Origin of the sequence: Sinorhizobium chiapasense (genome assembly GCF_036488675.1) — a bacterium.
In the GTDB taxonomy this organism is placed as follows: Bacteria; Pseudomonadota; Alphaproteobacteria; order Rhizobiales; family Rhizobiaceae; genus Sinorhizobium; species Sinorhizobium chiapasense.
The window spans coordinates 4,320,326-4,338,445 of record NZ_CP133148.1 but is presented as its reverse complement, the minus strand read 5'-3'; the positions used below and the strand labels follow the sequence as shown (position 1 = coordinate 4,338,445).

The window sequence follows — 18,120 nt, the reverse complement described above, 5'->3', positions numbered from 1 at the left end:
GTTGCCGCCTTCCAAATTCATGCTCCGATGCCGTCATTGCTGCCGGCCTCATCTCTTATGCCCGTCTGCCACGGCCGCCTTCAAAGCCATGCCGCGTCCGACGGACGCTCCTGTCGCACCGAAGCCGGGCTCCTCATATCCCGTTCCGGTGCGCGCTGCGCTCATCCGCTCGCTTTCGTGAGCGAATGTCCCCTCGCGCCTCGCCTTTACCGACTCCACCCGGCCGCTTTCAAGCCGCGTTAAGTCGCATTCCTCTTCACCGGCTGCACCGCACCCTCGTACGAAGCGGACAGCCCACCGTCCTCCTTCTTTCCCGGAACGCCTCCCGGCATCCTCCCATTGCCCAGCCACCCACTCACTCGCTCAACCACAGGACGAAAGATCCTCGTTCCGGAACGAAGCATCGGTCCGGTTTCTCTATCTCGACTTGTTTGATTGAACGACGTGGAATGACCCCGCCACAGGGAACAGAAAGCTCGAAGCCACTTCAGCGAAATGGCCCTGTTCTTCCCTTTACAGATATGATCCGTGTCCCCTGTTGCGAGGCATTTAGGCAGGATCGATCCTCAAGATCAATCGCGAATTTTACCGACCGTTAAACGCCGCCGGTTGACTCTCTCGGCGCCTTTTGCTTGCCGCATTCTGAGTCCATCAAGAATCGCTTTTGAATCAAGGGTTTTGATTTCCGCGCGCTTGCTTAGCTGGCGAAAAAGAAAAAAAATAAAAATTCGCTTGACTCGCTTCGGACCCCGCTTGTCCCCGACCCTCGATGACACTCGCGCAGAGACCTCGCGTAACCAATTGAAATTACTTGATAAAATTTGTCATCGCAGTGACACACGTCGAAGCCGGCTATTTGTTGACCGCCGTGACAGAAGTATGAATCCGAAAAGCCCGGCGCAAGGGCCGGGCCTTTCATCAACAAATTTTTTAATTAGCCGGATTAGGCCGAAAGGGCCTTCACGCGCTGTGCCAGACGGGAAACCTTGCGCGACGCCGTGTTGGCATGCAGCACACCCTTGGTCGCGGCGCGCATCAGTTCCGGCTGCGCTGCCTTGAGGGCAGCGGCGGCGACTGCCTGATCGCCGGAAGCGATGGCTTCTTCGACCTTGCGGATGAAGTTGCGGACGCGCGAACGACGGGCCTTGTTCACTGCGGTGCGGCGTGCGATCTTGCGGGTCGCCTTTTTCGCCGAAGTTGTATTGGCCATTGATGCCTCTCTTCGAAAACTGACATGAACTCCGCCTTCGCCGTGCCGGGTCACTGCGACCTGTCATCCAAAGCAATTCGGGAGCATTATCGGAAAGCCTCAGAATGCGGCGTTCCAAGCTGAGGGCGGCGTATAGCTGGAAACCGCCCTCTCGTCAACGCGCAAATTTGAGAAAACTGCGCGCTTTGCGCGTCACTTGTGCCGGAATTCGGCTTTGCGCTTTCCGACGAAGGCGGCCATCCCCTCCTTCTGATCCTCGGTCGCAAAGAGCGACTGGAAAAGCCGCCGCTCGAAGCGCAGACCTTCGGCCAGGGTAACCTCCAGCGAGCGGTTTACCGCCTCCTTGGCCATCACCACCGCCGGCAGCGAGAAGGCGGCGATCTTTTCGGCGGCCGCGAGCGCTTCTTCCATCAGTTTTTCAGGCGCCACCACACGCGAAACGAGTCCCGACCGCTCGGCTTCCGCCGCATCCATCATCCGGCCGGTCAGCACCAGATCCATGGCTTTCGCCTTGCCGACGGCGCGGGTGAGACGCTGTGAACCGCCCATGCCCGGAATGACGCCGAGGGTAATCTCCGGTTGGCCGAACTTCGCCGTCTCCGACGCGATGATGATGTCGCACATCATCGCGAGCTCGCAGCCGCCGCCGAGCGCAAAGCCGGAAACGGCGGCGATCACCGGCTTGCGGGCGCCGGCCACGCGCTCCCAGCCGCCGAGAAAATCGCCAAGATAGGAATCGACGAAATCCAGCGCCTGCATCTCCTTGATGTCGGCGCCGGCCGCGAACGCACGCTCCGAACCGGTCAGCACGATCGCGCCGATTTCCTTGTCGGCGTCGTATGCCGTAAACGCCGCATCGAGCTCCCGCATCACGGTCGAATTCAGCGCGTTCAGCGCCTGCGGGCGGTTGAGCGTGATCAGGCCCACGCGTCCACGTGTTTCGACCAGCAACGTTTCGTAACTCATTCTTGATCTCCTCCATTCGGATGCGCCCGGTCGAGCGCCCTATTTCTGGCAGCGCGGGCAGTAGAAGGTCGAACGCCCGGCATGAACGATGCGGGCGACGGTACCGCCGCAGCCCGGCTTGCGGCAAGTCTCGCCTTCACGATCGTAGACCGAAAAGGAATGCTGGAAATAGCCGAGCGAACCGTCCGCCTGGATGTGGTCCTTCAAGGACGAGCCACCCGCGGCGATGGCGTCCGCGATCACTTCGCGGATCGCCTGCGTCAACGCCACCAGACCTTGCTTCGCGTGCCCGCGCTTGTCCACCAGCGAGCCCGCCGGACGGGAGGGCGACAGCTCCGACCGCCACAGCGCTTCGCAAACATAGATATTGCCAAGGCCGGCAACGATCCTCTGATCCAGAAGCGCTGCCTTGACCGGCTGCGCCTTGCCGGCAAAGCGCCGGGCGAGATAGGCCGCATCGAGGGCATTGCCCGTCGGCTCCTGGCCGAGGTCGCGGAAAAAGATATGATCGGCGATCCCGTCGCGCCGGGCGAGGTCCATGAAGCCGAAGCGGCGCGGGTCGTTGTAGATCACGCGCGCGGGACCGGATCGGCCGTTGAGATGAAAGATGACGTGGTCGTGCTTCTCGTCCTTGCCGCGCGGATGATGGAACTTGCCCGGTGCGGCGGGATCGTCGCCAGCCTCGATCCGGAAAGAACCGGACATGCCGAGATGCGCGATGATCACATCGCCGCCTTCGAGATCGATCATCAGATATTTGGCGCGGCGCGAGAGGGAAACGATGCGACGCCCGGACACGGAAGCTGAAAAATTGTCGGGAAAGGGAAAGCGCAGGTCCGGTCTGCGCAACTCGGCCCGCACGAGAAGCGCCCCCTCCATGGTCGGCGCCAGCCCCCGCCTCACCGTCTCGACCTCGGGCAATTCCGGCATTGTTCGTCTTCCTTCTTGTGCTCGCGCAGCGGTCGTGCGCGGCATTCCCTTCACGGCATTGATGTCCTATAGGGATGCAGCGATTTAACGCGCTACAGCGACCCTTGTGCGTCTGAAAGACGCACGGCCTGTAGGCCGCAGCCCCATCCTCACCGCTGAGATAGCGCGGACGGGGCGATTTCGCTATGGTGCCGGCAAAATTGGTTGAAGTGGAGTTTTCGCATGACGGATGAGCGCGTATCGGCCAATGGCGGCATGGAAACCTCCTTCGGTTTCCGCGAGGTCGGCGCCGGCGAAAAACAGCCGCTCGTCAACGATGTCTTCCACAAGGTTGCCAAGCGCTACGACATCATGAACGACGTGATGTCGGCCGGGCTTCACCGTGTCTGGAAGGATGCGATGATCGCCGCGCTCAACCCGCCGCGGCGGGAGGGTTACAGGGTGCTCGACGTGGCCGGGGGCACCGGCGACATCGCATTTCGCATCGTCGAAGCCTCCGATCGCAAAGCACATGCCACAGTGCTCGATATCAACGGATCGATGCTCGCCGTCGGCGCCGAACGGGCAAGCAAGAAGAAGCTTTCGGCCAATCTCGACTTCGTCGAGGCCAATGCCGAGGACCTGCCTTTCGCCTCGAATTCCTTCGATGCCTACACGATCGCCTTCGGGATCCGCAACGTGCCGCGCATCGACGTGGCGCTCAAGGAGGCCCATCGCGCGTTGAAGCGCGGCGGGCGGCTGCTCGTGCTCGAATTTTCCGAGGTCGAGATGCCGCTGCTTGATCGTTTCTACGACGCCTGGTCGTTCAATGCGATTCCGAGGTTCGGCAAGCTGATCACGGGTGACGATGCGCCCTATCAGTATCTGGTCGAATCGATCCGGAAGTTCCCGAGCCAGCGGGATTTCGCTGCGATGATCAAGGACGCCGGCTTTTCACGCGTCAGCTTCACCAATTACACCGGCGGTATCGCGGCACTTCATTCCGGCTGGAAAATCTAACCACTATGAGCACGCCAGGAGCATATTTCCGCCTCGTGCGGATCGGCTGGGTCCTCGCGCGCGAGGACGCCTTTTCTGCCGTCCCGTCGGAGCACCTTCCTCCGCTTGCGCGTTTCGTGCAGAGGCTCGCCGGCTTGCTTGCCCGCCGCAGAGCCCGGCTCGAGGCGCGCAGCGGCCGGCTTGCCCGCGCCGTCGAACGGCTTGGGCCTTCCTATGTCAAAATCGGCCAGTTCCTGGCGACGCGCCCGGATGTCGTCGGAGCCGAGCTCGCTGCCGATCTCTCGCTCTTGCAGGACCGGATGGCGACGTTCCCCGAGAGCGACGCGAGGGCCGCGATCGAAGGCTCGCTCGGCCGACCGGTCGACGCGCTTTTTGCCGAATTCTCCGAGCCGATGGCGGCCGCCTCGATCGCACAGGTCCACCCGGCCGTGGTTCTGCGCGACGGCAAGCGCGAAAGGGTGGCCGTCAAAGTCATCCGCCCGGGCGTGCGCCAGCGTTTTGCCGCCGACATCGAGGCGATGTACCTGGTTTCGCGCATGCAGGAGCGGTTTCTTCCCTATACGCGGCGGCTGAGGCCGGTCGAGGTGACAAAGACGCTCGAGCAGACGACCAAGGTCGAAATGGACCTGAGGCTCGAGGCCGCCGCACTTTCCGAACTCGGCGAGAACACCAAGGAAGATTCCGGTTTTCGCGTGCCCAAGGTGGACTGGGAGCGAACCGGCCGCGACGTCGTCACCATGGAATGGATCGACGGCGTGAAGATGTCGGACATCGAAGGACTGAAGCGGGCCGGTCACGATCTCAACAGGCTGGCCGAAACGCTTATCCAGTCCTTCCTGCGCCATACGCTGCGTGACGGTTTCTTCCATGCCGACATGCACCAGGGCAATCTGTTCGTCGATGACGCCGGCCACATCGTCGCCGTCGACATGGGCATCGTCGGGCGGCTCGGGAGGAAGGAACGCCGCTTCCTCGCCGAAATTCTCTTCGGCTTCATCACCCGCGACTACCAGCGCGTCGCCGACGTCCATTTCGAAGCGGGCTACGTCCCCTCGCATCATGATGCCGCGAGCTTCGCCCAGGCGATCAGGGCAATCGGCGAGCCGATCCATGGTCAGCCGGCCGAGACCATCTCGATGGCGAAACTGCTGACACTCTTGTTCGAGGTCACAGAGCTTTTCGACATGCAGACACGGCCGGAGCTCGTCATGCTGCAGAAGACCATGGTCGTCGTCGAAGGCGTCGCCCGTACGCTCAACCCGCGTTTCAACATGTGGAAGGCGTCGGAGCCGGTCGTCGGCAAATGGATCCGCGACAATCTCGGGCCGAAGCGCATCGTGACGGATCTCCGCGATGGTCTGCATGCGGCGCTGAGGGTTGCCGAGGCGGTCCCGGAAATCGCCGCCCGGACCGAGCGCTTCTCCGCGGAAATCATGGCGATGAGCGAAAACGGCCTGCGCTTCGATCCGGAGACCGCGCAGGCGATCGGAAAGGCCGAGGCGCGCCATACGCGTTCGGGCCGCGTTGCGCTTTGGATCATCGCCGCGACGCTCGTCTACATCGCCTGGCAGCTTGCTTGAGCGGTCCCGTACTCATGGCAGCTCAGGTCAAATACCCCTCACCCTAACCCTCTCCCCGCCAGCGGGAGAGGGAGTTCGGCGGCGCGGCATCGCCCTTCGCCTCGCCTGCGGGGCGCTGGTGCCGGCAAGCGGATGACGGGCGAATGGAAACGCATCCACCCAAAAAGCCTCTTCCGAATTTCCGCATCCTGGAATAGCATCCTCACATGGACAGCCGGTTTTCGCTCGTGATGGTGGTAACCACGCAGACCTCAGGGTGTGCGGGGGACCCGTTGCGCTAAGCGGACCGTCTTCCAGCAACCCTGCCGAGGCGAGCAGGGTTCGGCTCTGTTTCCTCGGTTCCCGAACGAGAGAGGAAACGATGACCGCCGCTTCACCCGAACTCCATATCCGCGCCGCGTCCGCCACGGACTGGGAGGCGCTCGCCGCCTTTAGAGACTTGCCCGGCGTTCGCGCCGGCACGCTGCGGCTGCCATTCGCACCGCCGGAACAGACGCGGAAATGGCTCGAAAACCTCACCGAAACCGACATGGTCATCGTCGCCGAACTCGAAGGGCGGATCGTCGGGCTGGCCGGACTGCATCGTCACAAGGGACGACGGCAGCATGCGGCGGATCTCGGCATGAGCGTCCATGACGATTACCGGCGGCGCGGCATCGGCAGGGCGCTGCTCGACGCACTGATCGGTGCGGCCGACCGCTGGCTCGGCGTTTCGCGCATCGAGTTGACGGTCTTTACCGACAACGAAGCGGCTATCGGTCTCTACCGCCAGGCGGGCTTTGTCACCGAAGGTGTGCTGAAATCCTACGCGCTGCGGGACGGCGCGCTTGCCGACGTGCTGGCCATGGCGCGGCTTCGCACCTAAAGCGCGCCGCATTCAATTCGAGCCATGCGACGCGCTTAGGTCTCAGTTTTCCTGCATGTCGTTGCCCGAAACCGCTGCACACTTTCGGGCGACATGCACTACAGCGCCGCGCGTCTTATCGGACGCGCGAAGGGCGCTGTAGTGCTTTGAATTACTGCATGTCTCCTTAAATCGAGGTCGATTAAGGAGAGATGCAGTAACAGCCAGCAAAGTTGCTGCGGTCGGATGCGACCGCATGGGGCTTCCTCCGCCCTTTGGGCGCATGTTCCATTCGAAACTGCGACGATGCAGTCGCGATGCGATCGTTTCCGCACGAGTGACGAAGGTTCATCCCGGAGGAGAAGACACCATGCGCAAGATCATCATCGCAGCCGCAGTCACCATCGCCGGCATTTCCCTTGCCGCCCCTTCCGAAGCGGGTGGGCTCTCGATCGGCTTCGGCCACGGGCGCTATCATCACGGCTGGAGCGGCCGCGTTGGCCTTACCGGCAGCTACTACGACGGCCCCTACTACAACTATTACGAACCCTATTGCTTCGTCAGGAAGGTGAAGCGCTACGATCGTTTCGGCAACTTCTACACCAGGCGCGTCCGTATCTGCCGCTAAGCCAGCGCACGCGGGTATCAAGCCCGGTCGCTCGCGCCCGGGCTCTTCTTCTCGAATTTAATGGTGGAATCGCCCGCCAGCCCGACGCAACAATCACCCTGCCAATTTCCCCTGCCCATTGACGACATCGCCGAGGCGCGCTCCAACAGCACGAGTAGCGATCAATGGATAAGAGGACTGCATCATGGATCTCGGGATCGAAGGCAAACGGGCGCTTGTACTTGGCGGGAGCAAGGGACTCGGACGCGGCATCGCTGAGGCGCTTGCTGCCGAAGGTGTTGCGGTCGCTCTGACCGGCCGGACCGCGCAGGCAGCCGGCAAGGTCGCCGCCGAGATCGGTTCCATCGCCGCCGGATTTTCACTCGACCTTACGAAACCCGAAACGATCGACGCTTTTCTGGATCGACTGACCGCCGAATTCGGCTTGATCGACATTCTGGTGCTGAATGGAGGCGGACCGCCGCCGACGCGTGCGGCCGACATCGATCCCGATTTCTGGCGGACACAATTCGAGGCGATGGTCCTGGCAGGCATGCGTATCACGCACCGCCTGCTGCCGGCCATGCGCGAGCGCCGCTTCGGCCGCATCATCGCGGTTGCCTCGACCAGCATCCGCGAGCCGATACCGGGCCTTAGCGCCTCCAATACCTTGCGCAGCGCGCTTGCGGGCTGGATGAAGACGCTCGCGGGCGAGGTCGCGGCTGACGGCGTCACGGTCAACATGCTGCTGCCGGGGCGGCTGGCGACCGATCGCACGCTCTCCTTCGACCGTATGGATGCGGAAAGCGAGGGCGTCAGCGTCGAAACCGTCGCCGCGCGCAGCCAGTCCGAAATTCCGATCGGTCGCTACGGCACGCCCGCGGAATTCGGCGCGGCTGCCGCTTTCCTTGTGAGCCGCCAGGCGGCCTATGTCACCGGTATCGCGCTGCCGGTGGACGGCGGTCTCAGCCGGTCGATGCTTTGAATCGCTGGCGTGCCATCATGTCGCTCGAGAGAATGAGGCCCGGACAGGCATTGCGGTGCCGATTCCTCGCCGCCATCATGTTTCTGTTGAGTGTGGGAGCCGCCGGAGCCGCCATGCTGGAGAAAGAACTGATCGCCGCCGCGCGGCTGGGCAACGCCGCCGAAATCAGCGCCCTGATTCAGCGGGGCGCCACGGCCGATGCGCGGGACGAGACGGGCGCCACGGCGCTGCTCGTCGCCACGCATGCAAACAACGTCGAGGCCGCACGGGTCCTCGTCGAGGCCGGCGCCGACGTCAATGCCAAGGACCACATAGGTGACAGCCCCTACCTCTATGCCGGCGCGCGCGGCCATCTCGAAATCCTGAAGATAACGCTCGCGCATGGGGCCGATCTCAAGAGCACCAACCGCTACGGCGGCACCGCCCTTATTCCCGCGGCCGAGCGCGGCCATGTCGAAACGGTCAGGACGCTGATCGAGGCCGGCGTCGCCGTCGACCATGTCAATCGCCTTGGCTGGACGGCGCTCCTTGAAGCGATCATCCTCGGTGGTGGCGGTGACAAGCATACCGAGATCGTCAGGCTGCTGATCGATGCCGGCGCTGACGTCAATCTTGCCGACGGCGAAGGCGTCACACCTCTCGCCCATGCGCAAAGGCGTCGCTTCGGCGAGATCGAACGTCTTCTCATCGCCGCCGGCGCCCATTGAACCCGGAGAAAATCATGCAAGAGGAACAACGCTTTCTGCGCGAGGCCGTGTCGCTCGCGCGCAGCAATATGGAAAACGGCGGTCGCCCCTTCGGCGCCGTCGTGGTCAAGGACGGCGTGGTGATTGCGACGGGCGTCAACGAGATGGCTAAGACGGGCGACCCGACCTCGCATGCCGAGCTCAATGCGCTGCGTGACGCGGCAAAGGCTCTTCGGTCGCTGCGGCTCGAGGGCTGCGCCGTCTACGCCAGCGGTCAGCCATGCCCGATGTGCCTTGCCGCAATGCGCATGGCCGGCATCAACGAGATCGCCTACGCCCACTCGAATACGCAAGCGGAGCCTTACGGACTGTCGACCGCGGCGATCTACGCGGAACTGGCCAAGCCGATCACGGAACAGGCCATGCGGTTTCGCCATGTGCCACTTGAAGCGCAGGATGTGGTGCCGCTTTACGCCGAATGGCAGAAGCTGCAACAGACAAGTTAGCCGCTGCAGCGGCTCCAATTGCGTACGGCAGGTCCGTCGGGTAGGGTCGCCATGATAGAACCAGGAGCGGCCAAGAGCCGAAGCGGAATGACACTTTCCGGCAAGCGCATACTTCTCATCATTTCGGGCGGCATCGCCGCCTATAAGAGCCTCGACCTCATCCGCCGCCTGCGCGAGCGCGGCGCCGAGGTCCGGCCGGTGATGACGGCGGCTGCGCAGGAGTTCGTGACGCCGCTTGCCGTCGGCGCCCTTTCCGCCTCCCATGTCTTCACCGACCTCTTCTCGCGCGAGGACGAGCAGGATGTCGGCCATATCCGGCTGGCGCGCGAATGCGATCTCGTCGTCGTGGCGCCGGCGACCGCCGACCTGATGGCCAAGATGGCGAATGGCCATGCCGACGACCTCGCCTCGACCATCCTGCTTGCGACCGACCGGCCCGTGTTGCTCGCCCCGGCGATGAACCCGAAAATGTGGGCGCATCCGGCGACGCGCCGCAACCGCAAAACGCTAGCCGGGGACGGCGTTCGTTTCGTCGGGCCTGCGGCAGGCGAGATGGCCGAAAGCGGTGAAGCCGGCGAAGGCCGGATGGCCGAGCCGCTCGAGATCGTCGCCGCCGTCGAGGAGCTCTCGAACGCCGGACAAAAACCCTTGGCGGGGCGAAAGGCGATCGTCACTTCCGGGCCGACGCACGAGCCCATCGACCCGGTGCGCTATATCGCCAACCGCTCCTCCGGCAAGCAAGGCCACGCGATCGCCGCGGCGCTCGCGAAACTTGGGGCGGAGGTCACGCTTGTTTCCGGTCCGGTGACAATTCCCGATCCCGCAGGCGTTCGTGTTGTCCATGTCGAACGCGCCGAGGAAATGCGCGATGCGGTGCTCGCGGCGCTTCCGGCGGATGTTGCCGTCATGGTCGCGGCGGTAGCCGACTGGCGCGTCGCCTCCGCCGCCGGCAACAAGATCAAGAAAAAACCGGGTGAAGCCCCTCCTCCGCTCCAGCTTGCGGAGAACCCCGATATTCTGAAAACGGTCGGGCACCATCCGTCGCGCCCGAAACTCGTGATCGGCTTTGCCGCCGAAACGGAAAACGTCGCCGAGAACGGCCGCGCCAAACTGGAACGGAAGGGCGCCGATTACATTCTCGCGAACGACGTCTCGCCCGCGACCGGTATCATGGGCGGCGATCGCAACCGGGTGAAACTGATCGGCCGCAACGGCGTCGAAGACTGGCCGGACATGGACAAGGAAGACGTGGCCGCGAAGCTCGCGGCGTGCATTGCCGACGCGTTTTCACAGTAGCTGGTCGTCAGACCGAATGTACTGCCGCGTCTACGCGCGCAATTCGCTGCGTGGCGCATCCGCTAACGGGCCTTCCCGTACCTCGATCTCGGCGGTACCGAAAAGGCGCACGTCGACGCCGTTCTCGCCGACGATGACCGCTGTACCGTCCGGGATCTCGACCCAGGCATTGTCGTCGTCGTTGAGCGGTTCGGAGACCAGACAGTATCCGCCGCTCGGCCCCATCGGCGCCGCATAGAGCGTGGGCGCCTTCCAGTCGGTGGCATAACGTATCGCGTAGAGATTGCGACCATCGGACAAGGCAGCGGTGAAGCGGACGAGCGGCGGGCAACCGAGACGACCGGCGAGCCGCTCGACGAAGGCAAGCGCCTCGGCAATCGCGCCAAGCGGATCGCGATCGAGGCCGAACTGCAAGGCCAGGAGAAAAAGCAGCTCCGAGTCCGTCGTCCCGGTGCGCGCCGCATAGAGATCATTGTCGAGCATGCTCTCCATTGGCCGGCGCAAATGCTCGAAATCGCTGATCTGGCCGTTATGCATGAACGACCAGCGCCCGAAGACGAAGGGGTGGCAATTGTCGCGGCGCGTACCGCCGCCGGTCGCTGCGCGGACGTGGGCCAGGAACAGCGGCGAGCGGATCTGCCGGGCGATGCTCCTGAGATTGCAATCGGACCAGGCGGGAAGGATGTCGCGGTAGCGGCCAGGCTCTGGACGATCGCCGTACCAGGCAATACCGAACCCGTCACCGTTGGTCGCGGTCTTCGCGCGGGTTGCACAATGGGACTGTTCGATCAGCGAGTGTGCCGGAGAGGTTACAAGTTCCTCGAGATAGAGCGGCTCTCCGCGATAGGCTGCCCAACGGCACATGCTTCCTTCACTCCGGCCTTTCGAGGCGATTCGTTAACCATTGTTACCGGCGATGTTCCAATGAAACATGGTAAAAATGCGTTAACAAATTCATCCCCTGCCCGTCGTTCGTAGCGGATTCGCTGATCCGGCGCTGTTTCTCGCGGCACATTGCCGTCGGGAGATTTCGAACAAATATTCCATATTGACAACATTCGCACATTTCATTTCATTTCCCCGAAGCGCAAGGGCTTTTCCCGGGAGGAATGACATGAGCGGCAAACGCAAACTGGGCGTCGGCCTGATCGGTACGGGTTTCATGGGCAAGGCCCACGCCCTGGGCTTCACGACTGCGGCGCGCGTATTCGATCTGCCCTTCGAACTGGACCTGGTTTCCGTCGCTGACGTAAGCGAGGAAAGCGCTGAAGGCGCACGCCAGCGCCTTGGGTTCCGCAAGGCAACGGCGGACTGGCGGGACCTGTTGACCGATACCGACATCGACATCATCGACATCACCACCCCGAACCTTCTGCACAAGGAGATGGCGCTTGCGGCCATCGCCCACGGCAAGCACGTCTATTGCGAGAAGCCTCTGGCGCCGACGGTCGCCGACTGCGCGGAAATGGTGGCAGCAGCCGACAAGGCCGGCATCGTCACCCAGGTCGGCTTCAACTATCTCAAGAATCCGCTGATCTTCCTCGCCAAGGACATCATCGAAAGCGGCGAGATCGGCGAAATTCGCTCCATGCGCGGGATTCATGCCGAGGACTTCATGGCGGACGCGAACGTTCCGTGGGGCTGGCGGCTCGATCCGCGGAGCGGCGGCGGCGCGCTTGCCGATATCGGCAGCCACATCATCGGCTCGATGCGCCACCTTGTCGGACCGATCCGGTCGGTCCTTGCGGAAACGATCATCCAGATCGCTCAGCGCCCGGTCTCGCGCGGCGCTGCCGAGACGCGCACCGTCGAAGTCGATGACATCACCCGTGCATTTGTACGCTTCGAGAACGGCGCAACCGGCAGCTTCGAGGCAAGCTGGATCGCCACCGGCCGCAAGATGCAGCACGACTTCGAAATCTACGGATCGAAGGGCAGCATTGTCTTTACCCAGGAGCGGCTGAACGAAATCAAGGTCTATTATGCGGGTGACGACATCCGCAGTCGTGGCTTCCGCACCATCTGGGCGGGACCCGAGCACCCGCCCTACGGCGCGTTCTGCGTGGCGCCGGGCCACCAGATCGGCTTCAACGATCTGAAGGCGATCGAGGTCCACGAATTTCTCGACGCGATCGCCAGGGGCGGCAAGCCCTCAACCGATTTCCGCGAAGGCTACGAGGTCCAGAAGGTGCTGTCGGCGACCTACCAGTCGGCGCGAACGAACGAGTGGGTCGACATCGGCTGAGGCTGTTCGACCGATACCTGGGTTGGTTCCTGATTTTGCCCCTCACCCTAACCCTCTCCCTGCAAGCAGGGAGAGGGGACTTCAGCGGGCGCCGCGGGAGGCCTTCTCCCCGTCTGCGGGGAGAAGGTGGCCGGCAGGCCGGATGAGGGGCGAACGTGACGGAAAACGGGAAAATGGAACATCCATTCTACCCCGGCCGTCATCAATCGATTAGAGTGAGGTAACGAAACAAGAGGCCGGAGATTCTGAACGATGCCAACGCCGGAGACGACCATGGACCTCCCTCAGGATTTCGAGGCGCTGAAGGCCGTCATCCTCGAACGCAAGGCGCAACTGCCGAAGCGGCTGAAACAGGTCGCCGCCTATTCGCTCGACAATCCGGACGAGATCGCCTTCGGCACGGCGGCGAGCATTGCGACGTCCGCCGATGTCCAGCCGTCGACGCTTGTGCGCTTCGCGCAGCATTTCGGTTTCGAGGGTTTTTCGAGCCTGCAGCAGATTTTTCGAGCACGGCTCAGGGAGCGCACGCCCGGATACGAAGAGCGGCTGAAAGCGCTGAGCCAGAACGAACACAGCAAGCTCGAAAGCGGCTCGATCTTCAACGGCTTCGTCGCCGCCGCCCATCGATCGCTGGACAATGTCGCCACATCCGTCGACCCGGAGGCCTTCGAGCGTGCCGTCGACATCCTCGCCAAGGCCGACACGATCTATCTCATCGCCAAGCGCCGCTCCTATCCTATTTCCAGTTACATGGCCTACGCCTTCGGCAAGCTGAAAGTGAAGTATCAGCATGTCGGGACGGCAGCCGGGATAGACGACGACATGCTGGCGATGGCGACCAAGCAGGATGCGGCCTTCGCGGTCAGCTTTTCGCCCTATGCCTCGGAAAGCGCCAGCCAGGCGCGCCTGCTCGCCAGCCGCAAGGTGCCGGTCGTCTCGCTTACCGATTCGGCCTTCTCGCCGCTTGCCGAGTCATCAAAGGTCTGGTTCGAACTGGTCGAGGCTGACCATGCCGGTTTCCGTTCCCTTTCCGCAAGCATGGCCTTCGCGATGGCGCTGACGGTGGCGATCGCCGAGAAACGGCAGCGCCTGGCGGATGGTCAATAGAATGAAAATTCCATATTGACGAAACGACGGAATTTATGTTTCATAACCTCATCGCCCATGACATAATCATAATTGTCGGCGCCGGCGCGGCGTCCGCGGGGAGGAAGCAGTGAGCCAGAGTCCATCGGCCCAAAGCCCGTCGGCAAAGGGAGCCAAGCCCCTCGACCTCATCACGATCGGCCGGGCCTCGGTCGATCTCTACGGCCAGCAGATCGGCACACGGCTTGAAGACGTGGCAAGCTTTGCCAAGTCCGTCGGCGGCTGCCCTTGCAACATCTCGGTCGGCACCGCGCGCCTCGGGCTGAAATCGGCGCTGCTGACGCGTGTCGGCGACGAGCAGATGGGCCGCTTCATCCGCGAGCAGCTTCAACGCGAGGGAGTCGAAACCCGCGGCATCGTCACCGATCCCGAGAGGCTGACGGCGCTCGCGATCCTCGCCGTCGAAAACGACAAGTCCTTCCCGCTGCTCTTCTATCGCGACAACTGCGCCGACAACGCGCTCTGCGAGGACGATGTTACGGAAGATTTCATCCGTTCCGCGCGCGCGGTCCTCGTTTCAGGGACGCATTTCTCCAAGCCGAATACCGATGCCGCACAGCGCAAGGCCATACGCATCGCCAAGGAAACGGGCGCGAGGGTCGTCTTCGACATCGATTACCGCCCCAATCTCTGGGGCCTTGCCGGCCACGACGCGGGCGAAAGCCGCTACATCGCCTCCGACCGCGTCTCCGCTCACCTGAAGACCGTTCTCGGCGACTGCGATCTCATCGTCGGCACGGAGGAAGAGGTTCTGATCGCGTCCGGCGAGAGCGATCTGCTCGCGGCGCTGAAGACCATCCGGTCTCTCTCCAAAGCCACGATCGTGCTGAAGCGCGGGCCGATGGGCTGCATCGTCTATGACGGCCCGATCTCCGACAATCTCGAAGACGGCATCGTCGGCAGGGGTTTTCCGATCGAGGTCTACAACGTGCTCGGCGCCGGTGATGCCTTCATGTCCGGCTTCCTGCGCGGCTGGCTGACCGGCGAACCGCACGCGACATCGGCCACCTGGGCCAATGCCTGCGGCGCCTTCGCTGTGTCGCGCCTGCTCTGCGCGCCGGAAATCCCTACCTGGACTGAGCTCACGTTCTTCCTCGAAAACGGCAGCAAGGAAAAGGCGCTCCGCAAGGACGAGGCGATCAACCACGTTCATTGGGCGACGACCCGCCGCCGCGACATCCCGCTTTTGATGGCGCTTGCCATCGATCACCGCAGCCAGTTGGAAGATATTGCGGACGGCAACCCGGAACTCCTGGCACGCATTCCCGCTTTCAAGGTGCTTGCGGTCAAGGCCGCCTCTCAGGTCGCCGCCGGTCGGCCCGGTTTCGGCATGCTGATCGACGACAAATATGGCCGCGACGCGCTTTATGCCGCCGGCGCCTACTGCGATTTCTGGATCGGCAAGCCGATCGAGCTTCCCGGCTCGCGCCCGCTGCAGTTCGAGTTCAGCCAGGACCTCGGCAGCCGCCTCATCGACTGGCCGGTCGATCACTGCATCAAGGTGCTCTCATTCTTCCATCCCGACGATCCGGCCGAGCTCAAGGCCGCGCAGATCGCCAAGCTTCGCTCCGCCTTCGAAGCGGCGCGCAAGGTCGGCCGCGAGATCCTGATCGAAATCATTGCCAGCAAACACGGCACGCTTGACGATCTGACCATTCCGCGAGCGCTCACCGAACTGTACGATGCCGGTTTGAAGCCCGATTGGTGGAAGCTGGAGCCACAGGCGAGCCGCAGTGCCTGGGCCGCGATCGACGACGTGATCGAAACGCGCGACCCCCTTTGCCGCGGCGTCGTCCTGCTCGGGCTCGAGGCACCTTACGAGGTACTGAAGGATGGCTTTGCCGCCGCCCGGACGTCGAAGACGGTCAAGGGTTTTGCGGTCGGCCGGACGATCTTCGCCGACGCCAGCAAGGCCTGGCTCGCCGGCAGCATGACCGATGAGCAGGCGATCGCCGACATGGCGGCAAGGTTCAAGGCGCTGGTGGATCTCTGGCTGCAACTGGGTGAAACAAAGGCTGCATAGGATCGCGCGGGCGAGGATGCAGCGGAAAGGGCGAAGCAAGGGCTTCGCTCGCGAGGAGGAAATAGAAAATGAGCCAGAAAACCGTGCGCCTCACCATGGCTCAGGCCATGGCGCGGTTCCTGACCAAGCAGATGACGATCATCGACGGCGAGCGTGTGCCGATCTTCGGCGGCGTCTTCGCGATCTTCGGTCACGGCAACGTCGCCGGCGTCGGCGAGGCGCTTTACGCCGTGCGCGAAACATTGCCGACCTACCGTGGGCAGAACGAGCAGGGCATGGCGAATGCGGCGATCGCGTTTGCCAAGGCGAGCTTTCGCCGCCGCTTCATGGCCTGCACGACCTCGATCGGCCCGGGTGCGTTGAACATGGTCACCTCGGCGGCGCTCGCCCATGTCAACCGCCTGCCGGTTCTCCTTCTGCCCGGCGACGTCTTCGCCAACCGCCGGCCCGATCCGGTGCTACAGCAGGTGGAAAGTTTCGGCGATGGCACGATCTCGGCCAACGACTGCTTCCGTCCGGTCTCGCGCTACTTCGACCGCATCACCCGGCCCGAACAGATCATCCCGGCACTGCGGCGCGCCATGCAGGTTCTGACCGATCCGGCCGACTGCGGCCCGGTCACTCTCTCGCTCTGCCAGGACGTCCAGGCGGAAGCCTATGACTATCCGGAAAACTTCTTCGAAGAGAAGGTGTGGGTGCCGCGCCGCGTAGAGCCCGATCTCGACGAGCTGGCGGCGGCGATCGCGTTGCTCAAGTCAGCGAGGAAGCCGATCATTATCGCCGGCGGCGGCGTGCTTTATTCGGAAGCAAGCGCGGAGCTCGCGGACTTTGCCGAAAAGCACGGCATTCCGGTCGTCGAGACTCAGGCCGGCAAATCCGCGCTGCCGCATTCGCATCCGCTCAACATGGGATCGGTCGGCGTCACCGGCACCTCCGCCTCCAACAGGCTCGCGGAAGAGGCTGATGTGGTGCTCGCCGTCGGCTCGCGCCTTCAGGATTTCACCACCGGCTCCTGGGCGCTCTTCAAGAACGATGCGCTGAAGATCATTGGCCTCAACGTCCAGCCCTTCGATGCCGGCAAGCACAACGGCCTGCCGCTGATCTGCGATGCGCGGGCCGGTCTCAGCCGCATGTCCGGCGGCCTTGGCAGCTACAAGGCCGACGGCGCCTGGACCGAGAAGGCGAAAGCCGGCAAGTCCGAGTGGCTGGCCGCGGCTGACAAGGCAACAGCAACCACCAATGCGGCGCTTCCCTCCGACGCCCAGGTAATCGGCGCCGTCCAGCGTGCCCGCGGCGGCAGGAAGACGACGCTCGTCTGCGCCGCCGGCGGCCTCCCGGGCGAACTGCACAAGCTGTGGCAGGCGGAGGAGCCCGGCGGCTACCACATGGAATACGGCTTCTCGACCATGGGTTATGAAGTGGCCGGCGGCCTCGGCGTCAAGCTCGCCAAGCCCGACAGCGACGTGATCGTCATGGTCGGCGACGGCAGCTACATGATGCTGAATTCGGAGATCGCCTCCTCGATCATGCTCGGCGCCAAGATCACGATCGTGCTCCTCGACAATGCCGGCTATGGCTGCATCAACCGGCTGCAGATGGAAACGGGCGGTGCCAACTTCAACAACCTCTTGAAGGACACGCATCACGTGACCTTGCCGGGCATCGATTTTGCGGCCCATGCCGGCGCCATGGGTGCAGTCACGCGCAAGGTCGCCTCGATCCCGGAACTTGAGGGCGCACTCGCCGAAACGGCGGAAGAGCCGCGCACGACTGTCATCGTCATCGATACGGACCCGCTTATCACCACGGAAGCCGGCGGCCATTGGTGGGATGTCGCCGTTCCCGAGGTTTCGGATCGCAAGGCGGTGAAGTCGGCCCGCGAAGGCTACGAGAAGGCGCTCCAGTCGCAGCGCTTCGGCTAAAATCAACCACCGGCACTCGCGTTCCCGCGGGCGCCGCTTTACGTCTGGTGCCCCTCACCCTAGCCCCCTCCCCGCAGGCGGGGAGAGGGGACTTGAGAGAGCGCGGCATATCCCTTCTCCCCGTGAGCGGGGAGAAGGTGGCGGCAGCCGGATGAGGGCCCCTCGCACCCCTTCC

16 protein-coding genes are annotated in these 18,120 nt (G+C 63.3%); 12 read left to right on the top strand and 4 right to left on the bottom strand.

From position 1 onward, the window contains the following. Nucleotides 1-943 precede the first annotated feature (943 nt). From rpsT to mutM, 3 genes are all read right to left on the bottom strand, one after another. On the bottom strand, nucleotides 944-1,210 hold the full coding sequence (gene rpsT / locus RB548_RS20610) for a 30S ribosomal protein S20 (RefSeq protein ID WP_136506717.1): 267 nt from the start codon (nucleotides 1,208-1,210) through the stop codon (nucleotides 944-946). A 192-nt stretch (nucleotides 1,211-1,402) separates the two neighbouring features. Beyond that, nucleotides 1,403-2,176 (bottom strand): enoyl-CoA hydratase, encoded by a 774-nt coding sequence (locus tag RB548_RS20605; protein WP_331373037.1) that lies wholly within the window; start codon nucleotides 2,174-2,176, stop codon nucleotides 1,403-1,405. A 39-nt stretch (nucleotides 2,177-2,215) separates the two neighbouring features. Continuing rightward, nucleotides 2,216-3,106 carry a bifunctional DNA-formamidopyrimidine glycosylase/DNA-(apurinic or apyrimidinic site) lyase gene (mutM, locus tag RB548_RS20600; protein WP_331373036.1) on the bottom strand — a complete coding sequence of 297 codons (891 nt, stop codon included), beginning with the start codon at nucleotides 3,104-3,106 and terminating at the stop codon, nucleotides 2,216-2,218. Between the two features lie 222 nt (nucleotides 3,107-3,328). On the opposite strand from mutM, the gene ubiE reads away from it, so the two are divergent. The 8 genes from ubiE (at nucleotide 3,329) to coaBC (ending at nucleotide 10,609) form a co-directional block, all read left to right on the top strand. Beyond that, a complete protein-coding gene (ubiE, locus tag RB548_RS20595; RefSeq protein WP_331373035.1) occupies nucleotides 3,329-4,105 on the top strand; it encodes a bifunctional demethylmenaquinone methyltransferase/2-methoxy-6-polyprenyl-1,4-benzoquinol methylase UbiE in 777 nt (258 codons plus the stop codon). A gap of 5 nt (nucleotides 4,106-4,110) precedes the next feature. Then, nucleotides 4,111-5,685, top strand: coding sequence for a 2-polyprenylphenol 6-hydroxylase (gene ubiB, locus RB548_RS20590; RefSeq protein WP_331373034.1), 1,575 nt, complete (start codon nucleotides 4,111-4,113; stop codon nucleotides 5,683-5,685). Between the two features lie 361 nt (nucleotides 5,686-6,046). Then, nucleotides 6,047-6,550, top strand: coding sequence for a GNAT family N-acetyltransferase (locus RB548_RS20585; protein WP_331373033.1), 504 nt, complete (start codon nucleotides 6,047-6,049; stop codon nucleotides 6,548-6,550). Between the two features lie 349 nt (nucleotides 6,551-6,899). Next, nucleotides 6,900-7,157 (top strand): hypothetical protein, encoded by a 258-nt coding sequence (locus tag RB548_RS20580; RefSeq protein WP_331373032.1) that lies wholly within the window; start codon nucleotides 6,900-6,902, stop codon nucleotides 7,155-7,157. Between the two features lie 184 nt (nucleotides 7,158-7,341). Then, the gene (locus tag RB548_RS20575) at nucleotides 7,342-8,121 is read left to right on the top strand and encodes an SDR family oxidoreductase (RefSeq protein ID WP_331373031.1); all 780 of its coding nucleotides are present in this window, start codon (nucleotides 7,342-7,344) and stop codon (nucleotides 8,119-8,121) included. A 113-nt stretch (nucleotides 8,122-8,234) separates the two neighbouring features. Continuing rightward, complete coding sequence (locus RB548_RS20570) at nucleotides 8,235-8,828, top strand: ankyrin repeat domain-containing protein (RefSeq protein WP_331373030.1); 594 nt, start codon at nucleotides 8,235-8,237, stop codon at nucleotides 8,826-8,828. A 14-nt stretch (nucleotides 8,829-8,842) separates the two neighbouring features. Continuing rightward, entirely contained in the window at nucleotides 8,843-9,313 is a 471-nt protein-coding gene (locus tag RB548_RS20565) for a nucleoside deaminase (RefSeq protein ID WP_331373029.1), read from the top strand. Nucleotides 9,314-9,400: 87 nt separating this feature from the next. After that, nucleotides 9,401-10,609 carry a bifunctional phosphopantothenoylcysteine decarboxylase/phosphopantothenate--cysteine ligase CoaBC gene (gene coaBC / locus RB548_RS20560; protein WP_331375031.1) on the top strand — a complete coding sequence of 403 codons (1,209 nt, stop codon included), beginning with the start codon at nucleotides 9,401-9,403 and terminating at the stop codon, nucleotides 10,607-10,609. Nucleotides 10,610-10,639: 30 nt separating this feature from the next. Here the strand turns inward: coaBC and RB548_RS20555 are convergent, their stop codons facing one another. Then, nucleotides 10,640-11,473: a class II glutamine amidotransferase gene (locus RB548_RS20555; RefSeq protein WP_331373028.1), complete on the bottom strand. Its 834-nt coding sequence runs from the start codon at nucleotides 11,471-11,473 to the stop codon at nucleotides 10,640-10,642. Between the two features lie 250 nt (nucleotides 11,474-11,723). On the opposite strand from RB548_RS20555, the gene RB548_RS20550 reads away from it, so the two are divergent. The 4 genes from RB548_RS20550 to iolD all read left to right on the top strand — a co-directional run bounded on the left by RB548_RS20550 (nucleotide 11,724) and on the right by iolD (nucleotide 17,945). Further along, a complete protein-coding gene (locus RB548_RS20550) occupies nucleotides 11,724-12,854 on the top strand; it encodes a Gfo/Idh/MocA family protein (RefSeq protein ID WP_331373027.1) in 1,131 nt (376 codons plus the stop codon). Between the two features lie 252 nt (nucleotides 12,855-13,106). Continuing rightward, nucleotides 13,107-13,961, top strand: coding sequence for a MurR/RpiR family transcriptional regulator (locus RB548_RS20545; protein WP_331373026.1), 855 nt, complete (start codon nucleotides 13,107-13,109; stop codon nucleotides 13,959-13,961). Between the two features lie 109 nt (nucleotides 13,962-14,070). Further along, on the top strand, nucleotides 14,071-16,023 hold the full coding sequence (locus RB548_RS20540; RefSeq protein WP_331373025.1) for a bifunctional 5-dehydro-2-deoxygluconokinase/5-dehydro-2-deoxyphosphogluconate aldolase: 1,953 nt from the start codon (nucleotides 14,071-14,073) through the stop codon (nucleotides 16,021-16,023). A gap of 68 nt (nucleotides 16,024-16,091) precedes the next feature. Then, nucleotides 16,092-17,945, top strand: a complete 1,854-nt coding sequence (gene iolD, locus RB548_RS20535) for a 3D-(3,5/4)-trihydroxycyclohexane-1,2-dione acylhydrolase (decyclizing) (protein ID WP_331373024.1) — start codon at nucleotides 16,092-16,094, stop codon at nucleotides 17,943-17,945. The last annotated feature ends 175 nt before the right edge of the window (nucleotides 17,946-18,120 follow it).